The 17,912-nt window shown below is 54.1% G+C and carries 16 protein-coding genes; 7 read left to right on the forward strand and 9 right to left on the reverse strand.

Annotation, left to right across the window (positions count from 1 at the left end):
• The 4 genes from MIB40_RS19865 to MIB40_RS10830 form a co-directional block, all read right to left on the reverse strand.
• On the reverse strand, positions 1 to 314 hold a 314-nt coding region (locus MIB40_RS19865), incomplete at its 3' end, for an integrase core domain-containing protein (RefSeq protein ID WP_406566461.1).
• Between the two features lie 118 nt (positions 315 to 432).
• Positions 433 to 2,643: a bifunctional diguanylate cyclase/phosphodiesterase gene (locus tag MIB40_RS10820; protein WP_249693937.1), complete on the reverse strand. Its 2,211-nt coding sequence runs from the start codon at positions 2,641 to 2,643 to the stop codon at positions 433 to 435.
• Between the two features lie 70 nt (positions 2,644 to 2,713).
• A complete protein-coding gene (locus MIB40_RS10825) occupies positions 2,714 to 3,484 on the reverse strand; it encodes an alpha/beta fold hydrolase (RefSeq protein WP_249693938.1) in 771 nt (256 codons plus the stop codon).
• A gap of 103 nt (positions 3,485 to 3,587) precedes the next feature.
• Complete coding sequence (locus tag MIB40_RS10830) at positions 3,588 to 4,433, reverse strand: MBL fold metallo-hydrolase (RefSeq protein ID WP_249693939.1); 846 nt, start codon at positions 4,431 to 4,433, stop codon at positions 3,588 to 3,590.
• Positions 4,434 to 4,729: 296 nt separating this feature from the next.
• Here MIB40_RS10830 and MIB40_RS10835 point away from each other — a divergent pair, with 296 nt between their 5' ends.
• The 3 genes from MIB40_RS10835 to MIB40_RS10845 are packed head-to-tail and all read left to right on the forward strand — an operon-like array spanning position 4,730 to position 6,520.
• Entirely contained in the window at positions 4,730 to 5,338 is a 609-nt protein-coding gene (locus tag MIB40_RS10835; protein ID WP_249693940.1) for a glutathione S-transferase family protein, read from the forward strand.
• A 14-nt stretch (positions 5,339 to 5,352) separates the two neighbouring features.
• Positions 5,353 to 6,012, forward strand: a complete 660-nt coding sequence (locus MIB40_RS10840) for a glutathione S-transferase family protein (RefSeq protein WP_249693941.1) — start codon at positions 5,353 to 5,355, stop codon at positions 6,010 to 6,012.
• A 28-nt stretch (positions 6,013 to 6,040) separates the two neighbouring features.
• Positions 6,041 to 6,520, forward strand: a complete 480-nt coding sequence (locus MIB40_RS10845; RefSeq protein ID WP_249693942.1) for a HugZ family pyridoxamine 5'-phosphate oxidase — start codon at positions 6,041 to 6,043, stop codon at positions 6,518 to 6,520.
• Positions 6,521 to 6,533: 13 nt separating this feature from the next.
• On the opposite strand, the gene MIB40_RS10850 is transcribed toward MIB40_RS10845, so the two are convergent.
• Positions 6,534 to 7,259, reverse strand: a complete 726-nt coding sequence (locus MIB40_RS10850) for a DUF3047 domain-containing protein (protein WP_249693943.1) — start codon at positions 7,257 to 7,259, stop codon at positions 6,534 to 6,536.
• Between the two features lie 138 nt (positions 7,260 to 7,397).
• On the opposite strand from MIB40_RS10850, the gene MIB40_RS10855 reads away from it, so the two are divergent.
• Positions 7,398 to 8,525, forward strand: a complete 1,128-nt coding sequence (locus MIB40_RS10855) for an aminotransferase class V-fold PLP-dependent enzyme (RefSeq protein ID WP_249693944.1) — start codon at positions 7,398 to 7,400, stop codon at positions 8,523 to 8,525.
• 112 nt (positions 8,526 to 8,637) lie between these two features.
• Here MIB40_RS10855 and MIB40_RS10860 read toward each other — a convergent pair whose 3' ends face one another.
• From MIB40_RS10860 to MIB40_RS10870, 3 genes are all read right to left on the reverse strand, one after another.
• Entirely contained in the window at positions 8,638 to 9,447 is an 810-nt protein-coding gene (locus tag MIB40_RS10860; RefSeq protein WP_249693945.1) for a type IV pili methyl-accepting chemotaxis transducer N-terminal domain-containing protein, read from the reverse strand.
• Positions 9,448 to 9,499: 52 nt separating this feature from the next.
• Positions 9,500 to 10,456, reverse strand: coding sequence for a class I SAM-dependent methyltransferase (locus MIB40_RS10865; RefSeq protein ID WP_249693947.1), 957 nt, complete (start codon positions 10,454 to 10,456; stop codon positions 9,500 to 9,502).
• 183 nt (positions 10,457 to 10,639) lie between these two features.
• Entirely contained in the window at positions 10,640 to 11,194 is a 555-nt protein-coding gene (locus tag MIB40_RS10870; protein ID WP_249693949.1) for an NnrU family protein, read from the reverse strand.
• Between the two features lie 326 nt (positions 11,195 to 11,520).
• On the opposite strand from MIB40_RS10870, the gene MIB40_RS10875 reads away from it, so the two are divergent.
• The 3 genes from MIB40_RS10875 to MIB40_RS10885 are packed head-to-tail and all read left to right on the forward strand — an operon-like array spanning position 11,521 to position 17,294.
• On the forward strand, positions 11,521 to 12,921 hold the full coding sequence (locus MIB40_RS10875) for an efflux transporter outer membrane subunit (protein ID WP_249693951.1): 1,401 nt from the start codon (positions 11,521 to 11,523) through the stop codon (positions 12,919 to 12,921).
• Positions 12,921 to 14,159, forward strand: a complete 1,239-nt coding sequence (locus tag MIB40_RS10880; protein WP_249693953.1) for an efflux RND transporter periplasmic adaptor subunit — start codon at positions 12,921 to 12,923, stop codon at positions 14,157 to 14,159. The genes MIB40_RS10875 and MIB40_RS10880 overlap by 1 nt, the downstream gene beginning before the upstream one ends.
• 3 nt (positions 14,160 to 14,162) lie before the next feature.
• Positions 14,163 to 17,294 carry an efflux RND transporter permease subunit gene (locus tag MIB40_RS10885; RefSeq protein WP_249693954.1) on the forward strand — a complete coding sequence of 1,044 codons (3,132 nt, stop codon included), beginning with the start codon at positions 14,163 to 14,165 and terminating at the stop codon, positions 17,292 to 17,294.
• A gap of 59 nt (positions 17,295 to 17,353) precedes the next feature.
• Here the strand turns inward: MIB40_RS10885 and MIB40_RS10890 are convergent, their stop codons facing one another.
• Positions 17,354 to 17,785: a CBS domain-containing protein gene (locus MIB40_RS10890; RefSeq protein ID WP_249693964.1), complete on the reverse strand. Its 432-nt coding sequence runs from the start codon at positions 17,783 to 17,785 to the stop codon at positions 17,354 to 17,356.
• Positions 17,786 to 17,912: the final 127 nt, after the last annotated feature.

The raw sequence follows: 17,912 nt of genomic DNA on the forward strand, positions 1-17,912 counted from the left end.
GAGTGCCTTCTTATTCGATTATAAAAGATTTCAATGTACTCAAAGATACCGGATTTCGCTTCGGCTATCGACTGGTATTGTTCCGCATAAATCAATTCCACTTTGAACCGACTGAAAAAGGATTCCATAGGGGCATTATCCCAGCAATTACCCTTTCGGCTCATACTGATTCTACCTCCATAGGATCGGATTAAATCCTGGTAGCGCCGAGCCCGATACTGTACCCCGCGGTCGGAATAAATCACCAAGCTGGATGTTACCTCCCTAAGGTTGAAGGCCATCTTCAGCGCTCGGCTAATCAGAAACTCCGTCATGCTGGCATCAGGCTGTCGCAGCCAAAAAAGAAACACCACGATGAAATGGATAACCAATAGCGAACAGCCTCACCACCTGCCATCATTTCGTGGCAACCAGAATCACCCCTAACCCGCGCTATTTTTTTGCCGTATTTTTATGACTTAACTGCTGAGCAATCGTAGTCCGCGCTCCCGATATTTCTTCCAGTGGTTTGGGCCGGCTCATCCAGTAACCCTGGGCAAAGTCGCAGCGAAACTCTTTCAATCGCTGGTACTGTTTCTCTTCCTCAACGCCTTCGGCCACAACCTTGAGCTGAAGCTTATGCGCCATGGCGATGATCGCTTCGACAATCATTTGATCGTTTGAATCCTGTGACAGCGACTGTATAAACCCACGATCTATCTTCAGGGTATGAATAGGGAAACGGTGCACATAGGCCAGGGAGGAATAGCCGGTACCAAAATCGTCCACGGAGATCTTTACCCCCAGCGCTCGGATCTCCTGCAACACATCCACAACCGAATCGACATCGTGCATCAACACCGATTCCGTGATCTCAATTTCAAAGCGTCCGGGATCTATCTTATTGTCATTCAAAATTCGGGTTATGCGAGGAAGGAGTTCAACATCGGTAAACTGACTGGACGAAAGATTAATCGCAATGGAGCAATTTTCTCCGATAAGATCCGGATCCTCACGCAAAATTCGACAGGCTTCTTCCATCACCCAATAGCCAATTTCACGAATCATGCCGGACTGTTCCGCCACACCGATAAAGGCATCCGGATACAGCAAGCCTCGTGTCGGATGCTGCCAGCGGATTAGCGCTTCGTAGCCCATAACATTACTGTTGGCAATATCCACCTGGGGCTGTAAGTGCAAGATAAACTGGTGCTCTTCGATCGCGGACCTTAACTCTTCCTCAATCATCATTCTCTGCAAAACCTGCTCGCGCATATGAGCATTGAACAGACTAAAACGACTTTTGCCAGCGTGTTTGGCATCGTACATCGCCAGATCAGCATTGCGCAGTAAAGTGCTGACATCATCTCCATCACCCGGCAACAGAGTCACCCCTATTGAAGTGGAAACGACGAACTCCTTACCCTCGATCATAATGGGTTGACGCAGGCTGCTGATCAGTTTTTTACACACAGCAATGCTCGAATCCGGTAGCCGCATATCCTGTAACAGGATGGCGAATTCATCGCCGCCTAATCGCGCCACCAAGTCACTTTCACGAACCACCGCGCGTAACCTGCCCGCAACACGAGCCAACAACTGGTCCCCGACACTATGCCCCATAGAGTCATTGATTATTTTAAAATCATCGAGGTCCAGATAGAGCAACGCAGCCTTACCACCATCACGTCGCATACGCTTGAGAATCAGATCGATTTGCTCGTTCAGCAGGCGACGATTGGCCAAACCGGTTAAGGGATCATAAAACGCCAGCTCTTCCAGCTGGCGAGTTTTTTCTGCCACCACCCGCCTTAATATCACCGGCTGTTTCAGTAGCTGGTTGACCGCACTAGCTACCAAAGAAGCGGCTAACAGGCTGACGACAAAACCAAATGAGAAGAGTCCATCAACCAACCCATTGGGCCGACTCATGGCTAGCTGCCACTGGGCATTGGGAACTTCTATAGAATACTCAAAGGCCTCCTCATCAACCGTTTCAGTAGTACGAGCAAACACCACCGCAGCCTGGGTTATCGGGTCACGCCGAGACAATCGGTAGCGGTAACCTTTTTGCGCCAGAGTTTGCAGGTCGGTTGAGGCCAAAAGATCGTCCAGATAAAGCAGGGCTGAAGCAAACCCCCAAAACTGTTTACCCTCACCCTGATCGATAAACACCGGATTGTAGCCCACCAGCCCACTACCTCCCTGAACCAACTCAAAGGGCCCAGCCAGCGTCAACTCGCCGGTTTTCACCGCCTGATGAGCTTGCGGGTTATACCGGCTTTGGCTAAGGACATCGTGATTAATGGCTGCTTCATTACCCGCCAGTGGGTAAATTTGGCGAATAACCCCACTGGGGGATAACTGAAGATTGGCAACGCCAGCAAAAGATTCCAACACTGAACTGGCAAAGGCATCAAAATTATCGATTTTGCCATTCTGTCGACGTATTTCCAGATCGAGAAAATCGGTGGCGGACAACGACCGTGCCAGATTGCGCTCTATGGCTGAAGCCTGGGCGGCAACCAGCTGGCGCATAAGTAGATGTTGCTCGTTTTTCGCCAAATTCCCGGACAGGTCGGTCCAATAGAACCCCAGTCCTGCGACGATCACAAAGCTCAGGATAGTAATGAAATATTGACGAGAGATTCCGAATACCGGCATAGCAGAAGGTTAGTTGCCCTCGGGACTTTCAACCACTCTATATCAGTGCTCTCTTACAAACCAGCGGCACCTAGTTGTTCGTTAAAAACCGCAGTGCCAGGTTGCAAAACAGGTCGGGTTTTTCAGCATGCAACCAATGCCCTGTACCACTCATTATTTTCAGATCTGCCCGGGGGAAAAGAGCCGCTACCTGATCCCGGTATTTGGGCAAGATATAATCAGAATTGCCTCCCTTGATAAACAGGGTAGCCCCGTCAAAAGGTGTGCCCTGCTGACCTCGCATAATATTGTGATACTGCTCCAGCAACACGGGCAGATTTACCCGCCACCGGAAACCGCCACACCCCTCACTTCGACGTATCAGGTTCTTAAGCAAAAATGAGCGTACTGGCAGTTCTGGCACATAGTCACTGAGCAGGCGATCGGCTTCTCCCCGAGAATGGATGTCGGCCGGGTCGAAGCTCAATAATCCCTTAAAGATCTGGCTGTGATGATCCTCATAGGTGACGGGGGCAATATCGGCGACAACCAGCTGCTTGACGCGTTGCGGGTGCGAAAGGGCCAGCTGCATGGCCACCTTGCCGCCCATGGAATGCCCCAACAGACGAACCTGATCCAATTGCTGCTGGTCGAGAAACCGAACCACATCGGCCACCATAAGGTCATAGCTCATCAAGCCATGATGCGGCGAACGCCCATGGTTGCGCATATCCAGCGAGAACACCCTGAACCGATCACTCAAACGACGTGCGACATAGCCCAGATTTTCCAGCGAACCGAACAAGCCATGAATCAATAGCAGGGGCTCACCCCGGCCCTCTTGTCGAAAATGAAGCTGCATACTGCCGTTGCCTTATTAATAGCAGGAACAAAGCCTGTTGCCGACCAGTATAACTCGGGACTAGACGTTATGGCACGAGATGCCATGGCCCTGGACTGAAGCTTCAGGCTGCCGGTAACACCACCTGACTGGTCACCGGCCGATCCAGGTCAACGGTCAAGGCCGCATCGACCAGGTTGATCTTGGAGATATTGTATCGACTCAATTTTGAAATCCAGCCTTCGGGCCCGAGCACTTTATCGCTGATTTCGCGAGAGGTGAGACCTTCTCGCGCAAGGCCTTGCACTTCACCACACAGCGACAACAGGTTATCGAACTTGGCTTGCAAAGAGGCTTTACCCTCTTCGACAATGCCTCGGTGCGGACAGAATAACACCTCAAAATCCAGGGTCAGTATCTTGCCGATGCTGTCGATCAGCTGTACCAGATTTTCATCGGCGCGCAGCATTTTGAGCGATTTGGAGATATAGAGATCACCACTAAAAAACCATTTCTGCTGCGGCAGATAAAAACAGGTCAAGTCCTTGGCATGGCCCGGCGTATGGACCGGATACAGCAAACCACCATCGGCGAGGACAACCTGATCCGGCAGCGGGGCAGTTTCTACCGGATGGGGGCGACCCCAGACCATGCGCTGAACCGGTGGGATATAAAAACCTGAGCTGAGCTTGTCCTGTGCCAGCTGTGGCGCCAGGGGCGTCAAACCGAACTGACGAGCAAGGCGAGCGCCATTGCCGCTATGGTCTTCGTGGTGATGGGTAATCAGTAGCTGCTTGACCCGGCGCTCCGCAACAAACTCCCGCACCGACCTCCATTGATTGGAAGGCCCGCAGTCGATCAATGTAGAACCAATGCGGTAAACGATAAAGGTGGTATTAATGCCGGCATCAAGCCGGCCGACACGAGCACCTTCGACCTGCTCGTGCTGGTAACGTTTGCGTATGGGCATAGGTTTTTTTGTCAGGTTGTCCAGAGCTCTCTATGCTGCATTAGCTCTGCCGATGGAGCAATGGCCAAATACACCGAACCCTCTGACGAAATCGGCCAATCATTCAAACTCAACAACCCCCGGGCACCCCACAGATACCTGATTACCTTCGGTAGAAGAATTCCCCGGTTCATTATCAAGCCGGCTTTTTTTCGACTTCGACTCCTTACTTGACCGGGCCGGATGAACTGCTTAACGTTTCCATACCCATTCAGGCTTCCGAGCCCAATAACAAGAATCAAATCCTAGGAGCCATTATGAAAATTCTTGAAACCAGCACCGCCCCCAACGCTCGCCGCGTACGGATTTTTTTAGCCGAAAAAGGCATCAATATCGAATACGTGCAGGTCGACATCATGCAAAGAGAGAACCTGTCGAGCGAGTTTCGGTCCAAGAATCCCTGGGGCAAGGTGCCGGTTCTGGAGCTCGATGACGGCACCTGCCTGTCGGAATCAATCGCCATCTGTCGCTACTTTGAGGAACTCCAGCCTGAACCTCCGCTGATGGGCAGCACGGCGCTGGAAAAAGCCACTATCGAGATGTGGCAAAGGCGTATGGAATTTACCCTGATGTTGTCAGTTGGTATGGGTTTTCAGCACCTTTCCGGCGCATTCAATGACCGCATGACCCCCGTTCAGGAATGGGGAGAGATCAACCGGCAGGCCTCTATCGGAATGCTGGAGACCCTCGACAAGCATCTGGCCAACAACACCTACATTGCAGGGGAAGCCTTCAGCGTTGCGGATATCACGGCTCTGTGCGCGATCGACTTTGCCCGGGTGATCAAGGTCCGTCCCAGTCCCGAGCAGACCCATTTACTGCGCTGGCACCAACTGGTATCCAGTCGGCCCAGCGCCCAAGCCTGAACGAGCAGCAATCTATGATCGACTTTTACACGGCGGCAACCCCTAACGGCTACAAGGTTTCCATCGCCCTGGAAGAGATGGCCCTGCCCTACCGATTGATCCCGCTTGACCTGACAGCCGGCGAGCAGAAATCGGAAGAGTACCTTCGCATCTGTCCGAATGGCCGCATCCCGGCCATCGTTGACAGGAACAACGACGACTTTGCAGTATTCGAGTCGGGCGCCATCCTGATCTATCTCGCAGAAAAGTCGGGTCAGTTTTTACCTACCGAACCCAAGGCTCGCTCCCAAGTACTGCAATGGCTGATGTTCCAGATGGGCGGCATCGGCCCGATGATGGGCCAGGCCAATGTGTTCTATCGCTATTTTCCGGAAACCCTGCAACCGGCGATCGACCGCTACCAAAACGAATCCCGACGCCTGTTTGAGGTACTCGACGGACACCTGCAAGACCATGAATACCTGGTGAATGACTTCAGCATTGCCGACATGGCTAACTGGACCTGGGTCAGGAATTACGAATGGTCCGGCGTTGCCATCGACGGACTCGATCATCTCAAACGCTGGATCGACGCGATTGCCTCGCGTCCGGCCTGCGCCCGGGGCGTCACTTTACCGCCAAGAAAAGATGCCAACAGCCTTAGGAAGGCCGGAGCATCCATGGTGACCCGATGAGGCATACCGGGTTACAGGAGTGCCAACCATGACCGGCGTCGCCGAGCAGCTGAATCATTTCCTCGCCTCCAGAAACAGCTTGATGCTTGCCACCGTCGACACCGACGGCAAGCCACTGTCCAGTTATGCACCCTGTTGCCTTAATGAGGGTGCCTTTTATGTATTCCTCAGCGAGTTGGCCCCGCATACCGGCAACCTGTTGGCGAATGAACAGCTTTCACTCTTGTTGATCGAAGACCAGGCCGATTGCAGCAATGCCTTTCGCCGACAGCGCTTGAGCTGTACAGCACGAGCCACACGCATTGAACGAACAGATTCCCGGTGGCATCAGATCACCGACCAACTCGAACAGGAGCTCGGCGGCACCATGCCAGTGCTAAAACAGCTACCCGACTTCCATCTGTTCAGGATCACCCCCGACCAGGGCACCTTTATTTGCGGTTTCGGTCGGGCTTATCGCCTGCAGGGACTCGACGTAAACAGCCTTACCCTGATCGAAGGGCAATAAGGCACGGGGTAAATCAAGGCGACAAAAGCTCGATTGAAGCAAAGCAGGCGGTCGCTTTTTGCCCCGTATTATCGGCATCGCTCATCAGTGCGACCCCCGAAATGGGCGGCGGATCTTCACCAAACACCTTGCGGTAATCGTCGGCTATATGTCGTCGTTCGAACTGCCACTGATTCAGATATTGCTCCCCTCCCTGCACCGCCAGCATGATGGAGTTATCGGCGTAGGGGCTGATCGCAAAAGTCTCCGGCGCTTCGCTATTGGCCCACACATAATTGAGCACGCTGTGAGGAGGGTATTCGCCATAGAGCACTCGATAACTCTCATACTTCAGACGCGTACTCCAATCGGCTCGCTCCGGCTGGAAAGCGAAGGTGACATAGAGGCGGGCGGGATAATCATCCCCGGCACGATCGCCGAGGCGCGCCCCCGAATAGACGTTGGATACTCTCCACTCCCAGGCAATCTCAGGAAAATGATCGGTATTCCCATCGATACGTCTCACCAAGCCGGACGCAGAAGCATTGGCAACACCACACAGGATCACCCGTTCACCCTCCTCAACCAGGCGATAATCGGTGGGGGCCAGGCCAGAGAAGGTCAACGGTTGCCAGGCCTCGGGAATCGGGCCATCAGCGCTCGCCTGACGCAAATCCAGCAGGGGTTGCTGCGCCCAAAGCTCCGCAGCTAACACCAGCCCCGAGAACGCCACCACCCTCCAACTCCATAGATAGCCCACAACAGTCTCCTGAAACCTTCCATGATCATAGCACCCTCAACGAGGCCACCCTGTAACCATGGGGCCTAGAGCGCAGCCGCCTTGCTAAGCAGGGTCAATTTAATTAAATTAGCCACAATTTTCCCAGGGAGTCACCTTATGTCCGGCCTGTTACCCAATGTCGATCCAGATGGTTTACTAGAATATTCCGTCGTCTATACCGACCGTTCGTTAAACCATATGTCCCAGTCTTTCCAGGGGGTCATGCGAGACATTTCCAGCACCCTGAAGCAGGTCTATAACGCGACATCGGTCGCCGTGGTACCCGGCAGCGGCACCTTTGGTATGGAGGCCGTAGCGCGCCAATTCGCCACCGACCAGAAGTGCCTGGTGGTTCGTAACGGCTGGTTCAGCTATCGCTGGAGCCAGATTATGGAGATGGGCCAGATCCCATCGGCCGCCACCGTAATGAAGGCCCGTCCGATTAGCGACGCCAGGCAGGCCCCTTTTGCTCCTGCCCCGATTGACGAGGTAGTCGCCGCCATCGCCGAAGAAAAGCCCGCTGTGGTCTTCGCTCCGCACGTGGAAACCTCCTCCGGTATGATGCTGCCTGACAGCTATATCAAAGCCCTGGCGAACGCCGTGCATGCGGTTGGCGGCCTATTAGTGCTCGACTGCATCGCCTCCGGAACCATTTGGGTCGATATGCAAGCCTGTGGCGTAGACCTGCTGATCAGTGCACCACAGAAAGGTTGGAGCGGTTCACCCTGCTGCGCCCTGGTGATGATGAGCAAACTGGCTCGCGAACGCATTGAAACTACCACCAGCACCAGCTTTGCCTGCGACCTGAAAAAATGGCTGCAAATTATGGAAGCCTACGAGCAGGGCGGCCATGCCTATCATGCCACCATGCCCACCGATTCATTGACCCGTTTTTGCGCCGTCATGAAAGAAACCCAGGCGTATGGTTTCGACAAGGTATGTCAGGAACAACAGGACCTGGGCGATCGGGTTCGCGCCTTACTGAAACAAAAAGGCATTGCCAGCGTAGCGGCGGAAGGCTTTGAAGCCCCGGGAGTTGTAGTCAGCTATACCGCCGATGGCGGCATCCACAATGGCAGCAAATTTGTGGCCGAAGGCTTGCAAATTGCCGCCGGTGTTCCGCTGCAGTGCGACGAAGGCGAGGAGTTTCAAACCTTCCGTCTCGGCCTGTTTGGCCTCGACAAACTGCACAATATTGACCGTACCGTCGAAGTACTGGAAAAAGCCCTGGAACAGGTGCTTTAAGAAAACTGCCTAGCCCATCCCGGCTAGGCGCACGGCGAGCAGGAACCCCTGCTCGCTATCAAACAGCTGGCTTATCGACACGCCCAACTGCATCGTACTTTTCAAGTATCAGTTACTGGCTCGCGCTCAGCTCGACATACATTCCGGTGATGGTGTTCATCTGAGTCAGAATCGATGTCGTGGTTCGCTGAATGATGGAGGGAGCAAAACGCCCTTTATCGATATTTTTAAAGCCGGACTGGGAATACCTCCACTTCAACTCGACCTCTTCCAAGCGAGCCGTGATATCAGCGGTATTGCCGGGAAACGCCATCATGGTAGCCATGGCATCTGTGAACTGTTGCTGTGCGGTGGTGAAGGCTTCCATCACCTCGGGTTCTTTCATTCCCCAGGACATGGCCACGTAATGCAGGGCAATTCGCTGGGACAACATACGCTGACGACCGGCAATATTGACCAGCTTCGCGGCTTTATTATCAGAAAGTGCTTCTATATCCAGCACCACCTGATGGCAGGCTGTCAACAGCTCGGTATTGTTTGCCAGAAGCTTTTCCCCGCCATCCCTAGAGACAGGAGCCAGTGCAGTTTGACGATAATCGGCCCAAAGTGTCTCAACGTTATCCAGACTCTTGTTGACCTCATCATTGGGGGCAAACGCCCTGAGCTCGGCCAGCTGCTCATCGAACAGATCGATACTACTGTTCAGCTCTTGTTGGGACTTATCGGTAAAAATATCCTGCCCAATCAACATATAGCTTTTGGCGATTCGCTGGGTCAGCATACGCTGGCGCCCTGATTTGTTGATCGCCGAAGCCACTGACAATGTTTCTGCCGAGGCCAACTCAATCGCCACCGGTTGAACCATCGATAACAGTACAACCGCCGTTAACGAAACAACTCTGGCACAGTATTTCCTAATCATGCTCTACTCCTTTTGCAGTAAGTTCACCGCCAGACAAATTATCGCACCTTTACTACACGTCACCCTGGTAGCGATAGTGAAGAATTTTTAACCCTTTGTTTGTGTCCTGCTCCGGAAAGTCCGGCCCAGTCTCAATGCGCTCAACAAAATCCAGCGCCGCCGGAGATTGAGCCACCCGATCACTGATAAAGTCGACCCCGAGATCAGGATCATTGAGACACAAAAGTACGTCAGAAGATGAGGACAACAAACCGGGTAAACGATCAATGACCTTGCTGTAATGCCGCTCCGCCTCAAAGCTGCCTTTCTGAAAAGAGGGCGGATCAACCACCACGATATCATAGGGGCCCTTGCGCTTGAGCTTACCCCAGGACTTGAACAGATCATGAGCCAAAAATTCAACCTTGCCCAAATCCAAATCGCTCAAGCGATGATTTACCCAACCTTTTTGCAAGGAGCGCTGACTCATATCCAGATTCACCACCCGTTGGGCGCCCGCTTTCATCGCAGCCACTGAAAAAGCACAGGTATAGGCAAACAGATTCAATACTCGTTTACCTTCGGCGTGAGCTGCTATCCAACGACGACCATTAGCCATATCCAGAAACAAACCGCTGTTCTGCTGTTTACCCAGCTCCAACTGATAACAGGCACCTTGCTCGGTAACGACCGGCTTGGAGTCGAACTCACCCCACAAAACCTCGGTTGGCGCACCTGGCAAGTAACGACGTTGGACCAATAGAGACTGCAACGGTTCGCCACCAAACTGTTTGGCCATATGCAATAAATCGTCACTTAATTGTGATAATTCATCATGATTAACTTCACGGTAAAAAGTCAGCAGCCATTGCCGACCAAGCGCATCCAGGTTGACAGCTTCCAACCCCGAAAAACAGTGACCACGACCATGAAACAAACGGCGCACGCCATCGTCGACAGGAGCAGCACGGGAAGACACTTCCTGTAGGAGAAGGCTCCAATCCCAGATGATTGGTTCAGAGTTTGGCATAAAAATATCGTTAACCTAGGTAAAAGCTCAGGCCGCATCAATGCAGCGCGATATTATCAATCGAATGGAACATCTTTTGATTTGATTGTGGTCAGGGTTTTAGGCTGAAAAATTAAAAAAAACCTGAGGAAAAAGCCATTCTCGCGACCATCCCAACCATTTTACCTGAAAATCTGGAAAAAATTACCACAATGGCACGCCAAACAGGCTCTTATGCAACATAAGAATCAGAGTCCAGGCTCCACAACCGGCCAGGACCACAATCAGATCCCAGTACCAGGCCTTTTTGCTTTGGGAACGAACCGCGCCACGCTTATTCGCTGAAGCGATGGCTATCACCGAATATAAGCCAAAACCTCCGAACAAAATCGTGGATGCCTGATCACCATTGGCCAACAGATGGCCAAGCGCCCACAAAATCACCCCGCCCAACATCGGGTGAGGTGTCAAACGGCGCAAATTCGACGGCACATACGCGGCGGCCAGTAAAATAAATCCGATGAGCACCAGGGGTGCGGTAAACGCCCGCCCCCAACCGGGAGGATTCCATAACGCCACCATCGGTGCCTGGGCTTTGCCCATGACAATCATCACCAAAGCGCAGGCTGAAATCAGCGCAAACACCCCTTTGTAGGGCAGCTCTCCCATTCGCAAGACAACACTGGCTCGTAAGCTGGGAACGGTAGGAACCAAATGAATAGCAATAAACAGCAGCATACCCGACAACAGCAGGATCATCTTATTCTCCTTAACAAGAGGGTGATTCGTACCAATGCAACCCAAGCATAACAGCGCTACCCCGCAACCGACACCTGCCAGCAACCCAATAGCGACTGGAGACTCTTCACGGGAGCCCCAGGCCACCTATGATTAATGTGAACGGCCAGCCGATTATCTTCGTATTGAATCTCTACACCAGCTCCAGATTCTGTAAAGGGAGAGTAAGAGCACATGAAGATGTCTCAGCTGTGACGTAAACTCTAACGATATACCACCATAGACCCACAGAAGCAGAATTTAGGGTCCATAATTAACAATTACCGCGGTCCTCCGTACCGGCCTTTATGCATCGATTTGTTCAATCCAGCCTCATCATCTTCAGCGCTCTGTTGTTGAGTGCCTGCAGTACCATCGAGAGTCGAGTTCCTCGATCGGAACCTATCATTCCCGGGCAATGGTCTGCGGATGAACTGCAGCAGCAGATGGACCGAGAACCCTGGCTAAGCAGCTTTTCCAATGAGCAACTCACCCTGCTGGTAGAAGAGGCTATCGTCGCCAACTACTCTTTGCGTGCCGCTCAAGCCCGAAGCGAGGCGGCATTAGCCCAGGCGCGTATTGCCGGGGCCGATCGCTATCCGGAACTCAATGCCGTCTTCGATGCCGCTCGCCAGCGACAAAACCCGGGTGGTAACTCGGTGATTAGCAACAACTTCGATGCCTCGCTGGAAGCCAGCTGGGAGGTCGACCTCTGGGGCAAACTGGATGCCCGCACGCAAGCTGCGCTAAACGATTACCTGTCGAGCCAGGCCGACTTCGAACAAGCACGCTTTCAACTGGCCGCCGATGTCGCCAGCGCCTGGTTTGATGTCAGTGAGGCCCGAATGCAGCTGGAATTGGTAGAACAACGCTTGCAAAACCAATCCAACAATCTGGAGATTATTCGCCAGAATTACCTTAATGGCCTCAACGATTCTCTCGATCTCTATCTTGGTCGTGCCGACCTTGAGGCCGATCGCAGCCGGTTGCAATCGAGCCGCCAGGCCTTGCAACAAAGCATTCGCGAACTGGAAATACTGCTCGGCCGCTATCCCGCAACCGAACTTGAGGCGCCGGCCTCGGTGCCAACTCTGACCGAACCGCCACCAGCAGGCATCCCTTCTGAATTACTGCAACGCCGCCAGGATGTCATTTCAGCCCGGCTAAGCCTTAGAGCGGCAGATTTCCGCGCCGAAGAAGCTCACTACAACCGTTACCCCAGGTTGCGCCTGACAGCCCGCGGGGGCAGCAGCAGTGATGAACTGGATGATCTGATGCGCAGCGATTACCTGGCCTGGTCCCTACTGGGAGGACTGGCTGCCCCTCTATTTGATGCCGGCCGACTGGAAGCCAGCGAACTGCAGGCCCGAGCCCAGGCCCGGGAAGCGGAAGCGGGCTACTCATCAACCCTCCAGCAAGCCTTTGCCGAAGTCGAACAAGCGCTTAATAACGAAGGCTTGTTACTGGAGCAGCAGCGTGCCTTGAAAAACGCCGCCAGCGATTCCATCAACGCCGAAAAGCTGGCTTTTGAAAACTACCGTTCCGGACTGGTTGAATACATTACTGTGCTGGAGTCCCAGCGCCGCAGCTTCGATGCCCAAAGCTCCGAGATCGAAGTGAGAAACCGGCTACTGCAAAACCGTATCAATCTTTATCTGGCACTGGGTGGAGACTTTGCCCTGTCACCCAGCTCTTTCGAGGAACCCTGATGTCCCTTTTGCGCAAAGCAACCCCTCCTCTCGTGGTGCTGGCACTGAGCGCCCTTGCGGTCTTTTACATCGTCAATAACAAGCCCACCGCGACAACCCAGCCACAGCCTCGCGCCCAACTGGCCGTCGACGTTATGACCCTGCACCCTCAGGACTATCAGATACGGTTGGACAGCTACGGTACCGTTCAGCCCCACACGCAGGGCAGCTTAATTCCGGAAGTCTCCGGCGCCATCGTTCAGGTATCAGGAAATTTTCGCGAGGGCCGGTTCTTCGATAAAGGGGAAGTATTGCTGCAGATCGACGATCGCGACTACCAATCCGCCTTGACCATTGCCCGCGCCACCCTGATCCAGGCCCGCTTTGAGTTACAGGAGGAGCAGGCTCGGGCCGACCAGGCCAAACGAGACTGGCAGCGACTTGGTGAAGGGGGCACGCCGCCCCCCCTGGTCCTGCGCGAGCCTCAATTGGCCTCCGCGTCAGCCAAAATTGCCTCAGCTCAGGCGCAATACGAACAAGCCCAGCTGGATCTGGAACGCACGCGCATCCGGGCCCCCTACGCCGGTCGTATCCTGAGCAAACATGTTGATATTGGCCAATACATCACCACCGGCACCGAACTGGCCCAGATCTACGCGATCGATTTTGTCGAAGTTCGCCTGCCACTCAATAACCGTCAGTTGGAGTTCGTCGAGATTCCCGAACTCTATCGCGGCAACCGCCCCCAAAGTGAAGTCCAGTACCCTACGGTCATCATCAAGGCCCGTCTGGGGCGCAATGAGTTTCTCTGGAACGGTCGCATCGTACGCGCCGAAGGCGCGGTGGACAACGACTCCCGACAGCTCTTTGTGATCGCGCGGGTGGATGACCCCTACAGTAACGACGGCAGCAATCGCCCCCCCTTGAAAATTGGTCAGTTTGTCGAGGCCGAAATAGAGGGCAGCCTGCTGACCGATGTCTTTGTGATGCCCCGCAGCGCTCTGCGCCAGGATAACCAGATTTCTCTGGTCTCTGGCAATCAGCTAAAGCGCCAGGGGATCAACCTGGTGTGGAGCGATGCTCGTGCTGCGGTGATAGAGGGCTCGTTGGCACAAGGTGATCTGCTGGTCACCTCACCGACCGGATCGGCCATCAGCGGCACCCCGGTGACCATCAACACCATAGACGGCGAAGAACAACTGGCCGGGAAAGTAACACCCACATCGAAACCGTCTGACAACAACAAGCAGGGAGGTTAATCAATGCATTCGATGATCGCCTGGTTTACTCGCAATCACGTGGCCGCCAACTTACTGCTGGTGTCGATCATCGGAGCGGGCCTGTTTTCGATGACCAATCGAGTCCCCCTGGAAGTCTTTCCCAGTATTGACCTGGACGTGGTCAACATTACCGTCGTCTATCGGGGGGCAACTCCGGCAGAAGCCGAAGAGAGCGTCACGGTTCGTATCGAAGAAGCGATTCACGACCTGGAAGGGATCGAAAAACTGCGATCGCGCTCCGTAGAAGGGTTTTCAATGGTCACCGTGGAAGTGGCCAGTGGCTACGATTCGCGCGAATTGATGAATGATATCAAGAGCCGGGTCGACGCCATCAATACCTTACCTACCGATGCCGAACGGCCTGTGGTAGCAACGCGTCAACACACTCGGGAAGTGATCAGCGTGGTCGCATCCGGCGATCTGAGCGAGATGGAATTACGCCTTTTGGGCGAGCGCGTTCGGGACGACCTGGTCCGTTTACCGGGCATCTCCCAGGTTGAACTGGAGGGTGTCAGGCCCTACGAAATCTCGATCGAAGTCGATGAACGTACACTGCAAGAGTTTGGCGTCACCCTGGAGCAGGTCGCCGACCGGGTTCGTAATAGTTCGCTCGACCTTTCCGCCGGTAACATCCGAGCCCGCAGCGGCGAAGTTCTGGTACGAACCAAGGGCCAGGCCTACACCCAACGTGAATTCGAGGAGATTGTGATCCTTACCCGCAGCGATGGCACCTTGCTGCGCTTAAGCGATATCGCCCGGGTCCATGACAGCTTCGATGAAGACCTGATTGTTAACGAATTTAATGGCCGCCCCGCCGTCATCGTCGAGGTGTATCGTATTGGCGACCAGAGCGCGATCGAAGTCGCCAATGCTGTGAAGCAGTACATTACAGACACCGCATCCAGCCTGCCCGAAGGTGTTGAGTTGGGCTACTGGCGCGACCGTTCAAAGATCGTCAAGGCACGCCTCAAAACACTATCGGACAGTGCCATTCAGGGCGGCATTCTGGTGATCCTGCTGCTCAGTCTGTTCCTGCGACCCGCCCTCGCCCTGTGGGTGTTTATCGGCATCCCGGTGTCGTTTCTTGGCGCCTTTATCATCATGCCGTTGGCCGGGGTAACCCTGAACATCATCAGCCTGTTCGCCTTTATCCTGGTACTGGGTATTGTGGTGGATGATGCCATCGTAACGGGCGAGAACGTTTACACTCACCTGCAACGTTCTGAAAACCCTCTGCATGCCGCGATCGAAGGCACCCAGGAGGTCTCGGTCCCGGTTACCTTTGGCATCCTGACCACCGTGGCGGCCTTTGTCCCCCTGTTGATGATCGGCGGCCCACGAGGCGCTATCTTTGCCCAGATTCCATTGATTGTGGTCCCGGTGCTGCTGTTTTCCCTGATTGAATCCAAGTTTGTCCTGCCAGCGCATCTCAAGAACATCAAGCCGCCTTCCGCTCGTGAAGGTCGCTTTTCACAACTGCAAACCGGTATCGCCCGCGGACTCGAAGATGGCATACGTCGCTACTACGCTCCGGTACTGGAACGTACACTCAACCACCGTTACCTGTCCCTGGCCATTATTTGCGGCTTTACCGCGATTGTTCTGGCCATGGTGCTCAGCGGTTGGACACGCTTTATTTTCTTCCCCAAAGTGCAAAGCGAAACCGCCCGCGCTTCCCTGACGATGCCGGCGGGCACCCCCTTCGAGATCACCGACCAACACATCCAACGGATCGCTCGGGCCGCCCAGGCGTTGCAGGCGCAATACATCGACCCGGATACCGGGGAAAGTGTGATCACCGAAATCTTATCCACCACCGGTTCGACCGGGGGTAGCGACAGCGGGCAATCCAACATCGGCCGGGTGATGTTTGAGATCACTGCCCCCGAGCACCGCACGCTGGATGTCACCAGCTCCCAACTGGTCAATCAATGGCGCAAGGATATTGGCAATATCGCCGGTCTGGAAAGCCTCACCTTGCGCGCCGAAATCGGTCGCAGCAGCGACCCGGTGGATATCCAGCTGTACGGCAATGATTTCATCGAGCTGCGAGAAGTGGCCAGCCGCCTGCGTCAGCACCTATCCACCTTCCCCGACCTGTTTGATATTCAGGACAGTCTCTCTAACGGCAAGGAGGAGTTACAACTGGGCATTAAACCCGAAGCCGAGTTACTGGGCTTGACCCTGAACGACCTTGCCCGGCAGGTACGCGCCGCGTTCTTCGGGTTTGAAATTCAGCGTATCCAGCGCGGGCGCGACGATGTGCGAGTCATGGTGCGTTTCCCAGCCAGCCAGCGGGAGTCCCTCGACAGCCTGCATACCATGTTTATCCGCACGCCCCAGGGCGCTGAGGTTCCCTTCTCGGAAGTGGCCCAGATCTCACCGGGGCGAAGCCCCACAGCTATCAACCGATTAAATCGGCAACGGGTGGTCAACGTCACCGCCGACGCCAATAAGGAAACCGCCGACATTGAGGCCATCAAGCGAGACCTGCATCGTTTTATGGCGGATCTCAAACTTCTCCATCCAGCCATCGGTTACAGCCTGGAGGGAGAGGCCCGCGAGCAAGCCGATTCCTTTGACAGACTCGGCTGGGGCCTGATGGGAGTATTGTTTGTGGTTTATGCCCTGCTGGCGATCCCCTTCCGCTCTTACCTGCAACCATTGATTGTGATGTCGGTGATCCCCTTCGGACTGGTCGGCGCCATCATTGGTCACTGGATCATGGATATGAGCCTGACCATCATGAGCTTCATGGGCATGTTGGCACTGACGGGGGTGGTTATTAACGATTCCCTGGTACTGGTGGATTACACCAACCAGCAACGGGAAAAAGGCATCAGCTTACATCAAGCAATACGCAGCGCCGGGGTGGCGCGTTTCAGGCCCGTACTCCTGACATCACTGACCACCTTTTGCGGTCTTATGCCGCTGATTTTCGAGAAAAGCACCCAGGCCCAGTTCCTGATCCCCATGGCCATATCACTGGGCTTCGGTATCCTGTTTGCCACCCTGATCACCCTGCTGATCATTCCGGTTAACTACCTGATTCTGGAAGATTTGCGAGGCCATAAGGAACCGGCCCAAGGCAACGCCCTGCCCCATAGCGGCTAGAAGCAGGGAATAGCAAAGGATTAAGATGCCAGTCATTGACTGGCATCAGCGCGTGATCGCTAGCCTTTACGCTCGGCGTCGAGGCGATCGTTTAACGCTTTAAGCAGATCGATGGCGGATAACATACCCACCAGTGTTTCGGTTTTGTCCAGTACAGGTACCGCGCCCACCCGCTGTTCAAGCAATAACTTTACGGCTTTGCTGAGACTGTCGTAGGTGTGCAGGCAAAAGACATTACGCACCATGATGTCGCTGACATCGAGATCGTTATTAAGGTCATAGATATGGGTAATATCGCGGTCTTCATCGACCCAGTTTGGACGTCGCAACTCGCGATCGCTGACGATTCCTACCAGCTTGTTGCTGTTATCCACAACGGGGAGGTGACGAACCCCTTCGTCACGCATGGTAAAAAAGGCTTCTCGAATACCCAACTCGGGTGACACAGAAATCACCTTGGCGGTCATATACTCAGAAACTTTGGTCGGCATAGCTACTCCTTATTGAACGGTTAAAGGGGCACACAAATCGGCAGTCAGATAACAAAGGAAGCCTTCCATCACAACGCTACTCGATAGGGTTCATCCTAACGAAGCGGCTACGGATTAGTCATGCGCC

The organism is Aestuariirhabdus haliotis (assembly GCF_023509475.1).
Lineage (GTDB): Bacteria > Pseudomonadota > Gammaproteobacteria > Pseudomonadales > Aestuariirhabdaceae > Aestuariirhabdus > Aestuariirhabdus haliotis.

Excerpts from the sequence above, each read along its gene's own strand:
- MIB40_RS10820 (WP_249693937.1), bottom strand. The coding sequence starts at position 2,643 with ATGCCGGTATTCGGAATCTCTCGTCAATATTTCATTACTATCCTGAGC.
- MIB40_RS10825 (WP_249693938.1), bottom strand. The coding sequence starts at position 3,484 with ATGCAGCTTCATTTTCGACAAGAGGGCCGGGGTGAGCCCCTGCTATTG.
- MIB40_RS10830 (WP_249693939.1), bottom strand. The coding sequence starts at position 4,433 with ATGCCCATACGCAAACGTTACCAGCACGAGCAGGTCGAAGGTGCTCGT.
- MIB40_RS10835 (WP_249693940.1), top strand. The coding sequence starts at position 4,730 with ATGAAAATTCTTGAAACCAGCACCGCCCCCAACGCTCGCCGCGTACGG.
- MIB40_RS10840 (WP_249693941.1), top strand. The coding sequence starts at position 5,353 with ATGATCGACTTTTACACGGCGGCAACCCCTAACGGCTACAAGGTTTCC.
- MIB40_RS10845 (WP_249693942.1), top strand. The coding sequence starts at position 6,041 with ATGACCGGCGTCGCCGAGCAGCTGAATCATTTCCTCGCCTCCAGAAAC.
- MIB40_RS10855 (WP_249693944.1), top strand. The coding sequence starts at position 7,398 with ATGTCCGGCCTGTTACCCAATGTCGATCCAGATGGTTTACTAGAATAT.
- MIB40_RS10860 (WP_249693945.1), bottom strand. The coding sequence starts at position 9,447 with ATGATTAGGAAATACTGTGCCAGAGTTGTTTCGTTAACGGCGGTTGTA.
- MIB40_RS10865 (WP_249693947.1), bottom strand. The coding sequence starts at position 10,456 with ATGCCAAACTCTGAACCAATCATCTGGGATTGGAGCCTTCTCCTACAG.
- MIB40_RS10870 (WP_249693949.1), bottom strand. The coding sequence starts at position 11,194 with ATGATCCTGCTGTTGTCGGGTATGCTGCTGTTTATTGCTATTCATTTG.
- MIB40_RS10875 (WP_249693951.1), top strand. The coding sequence starts at position 11,521 with ATGCATCGATTTGTTCAATCCAGCCTCATCATCTTCAGCGCTCTGTTG.
- MIB40_RS10880 (WP_249693953.1), top strand. The coding sequence starts at position 12,921 with ATGTCCCTTTTGCGCAAAGCAACCCCTCCTCTCGTGGTGCTGGCACTG.
- MIB40_RS10885 (WP_249693954.1), top strand. The coding sequence starts at position 14,163 with ATGCATTCGATGATCGCCTGGTTTACTCGCAATCACGTGGCCGCCAAC.
- MIB40_RS10890 (WP_249693964.1), bottom strand. The coding sequence starts at position 17,785 with ATGCCGACCAAAGTTTCTGAGTATATGACCGCCAAGGTGATTTCTGTG.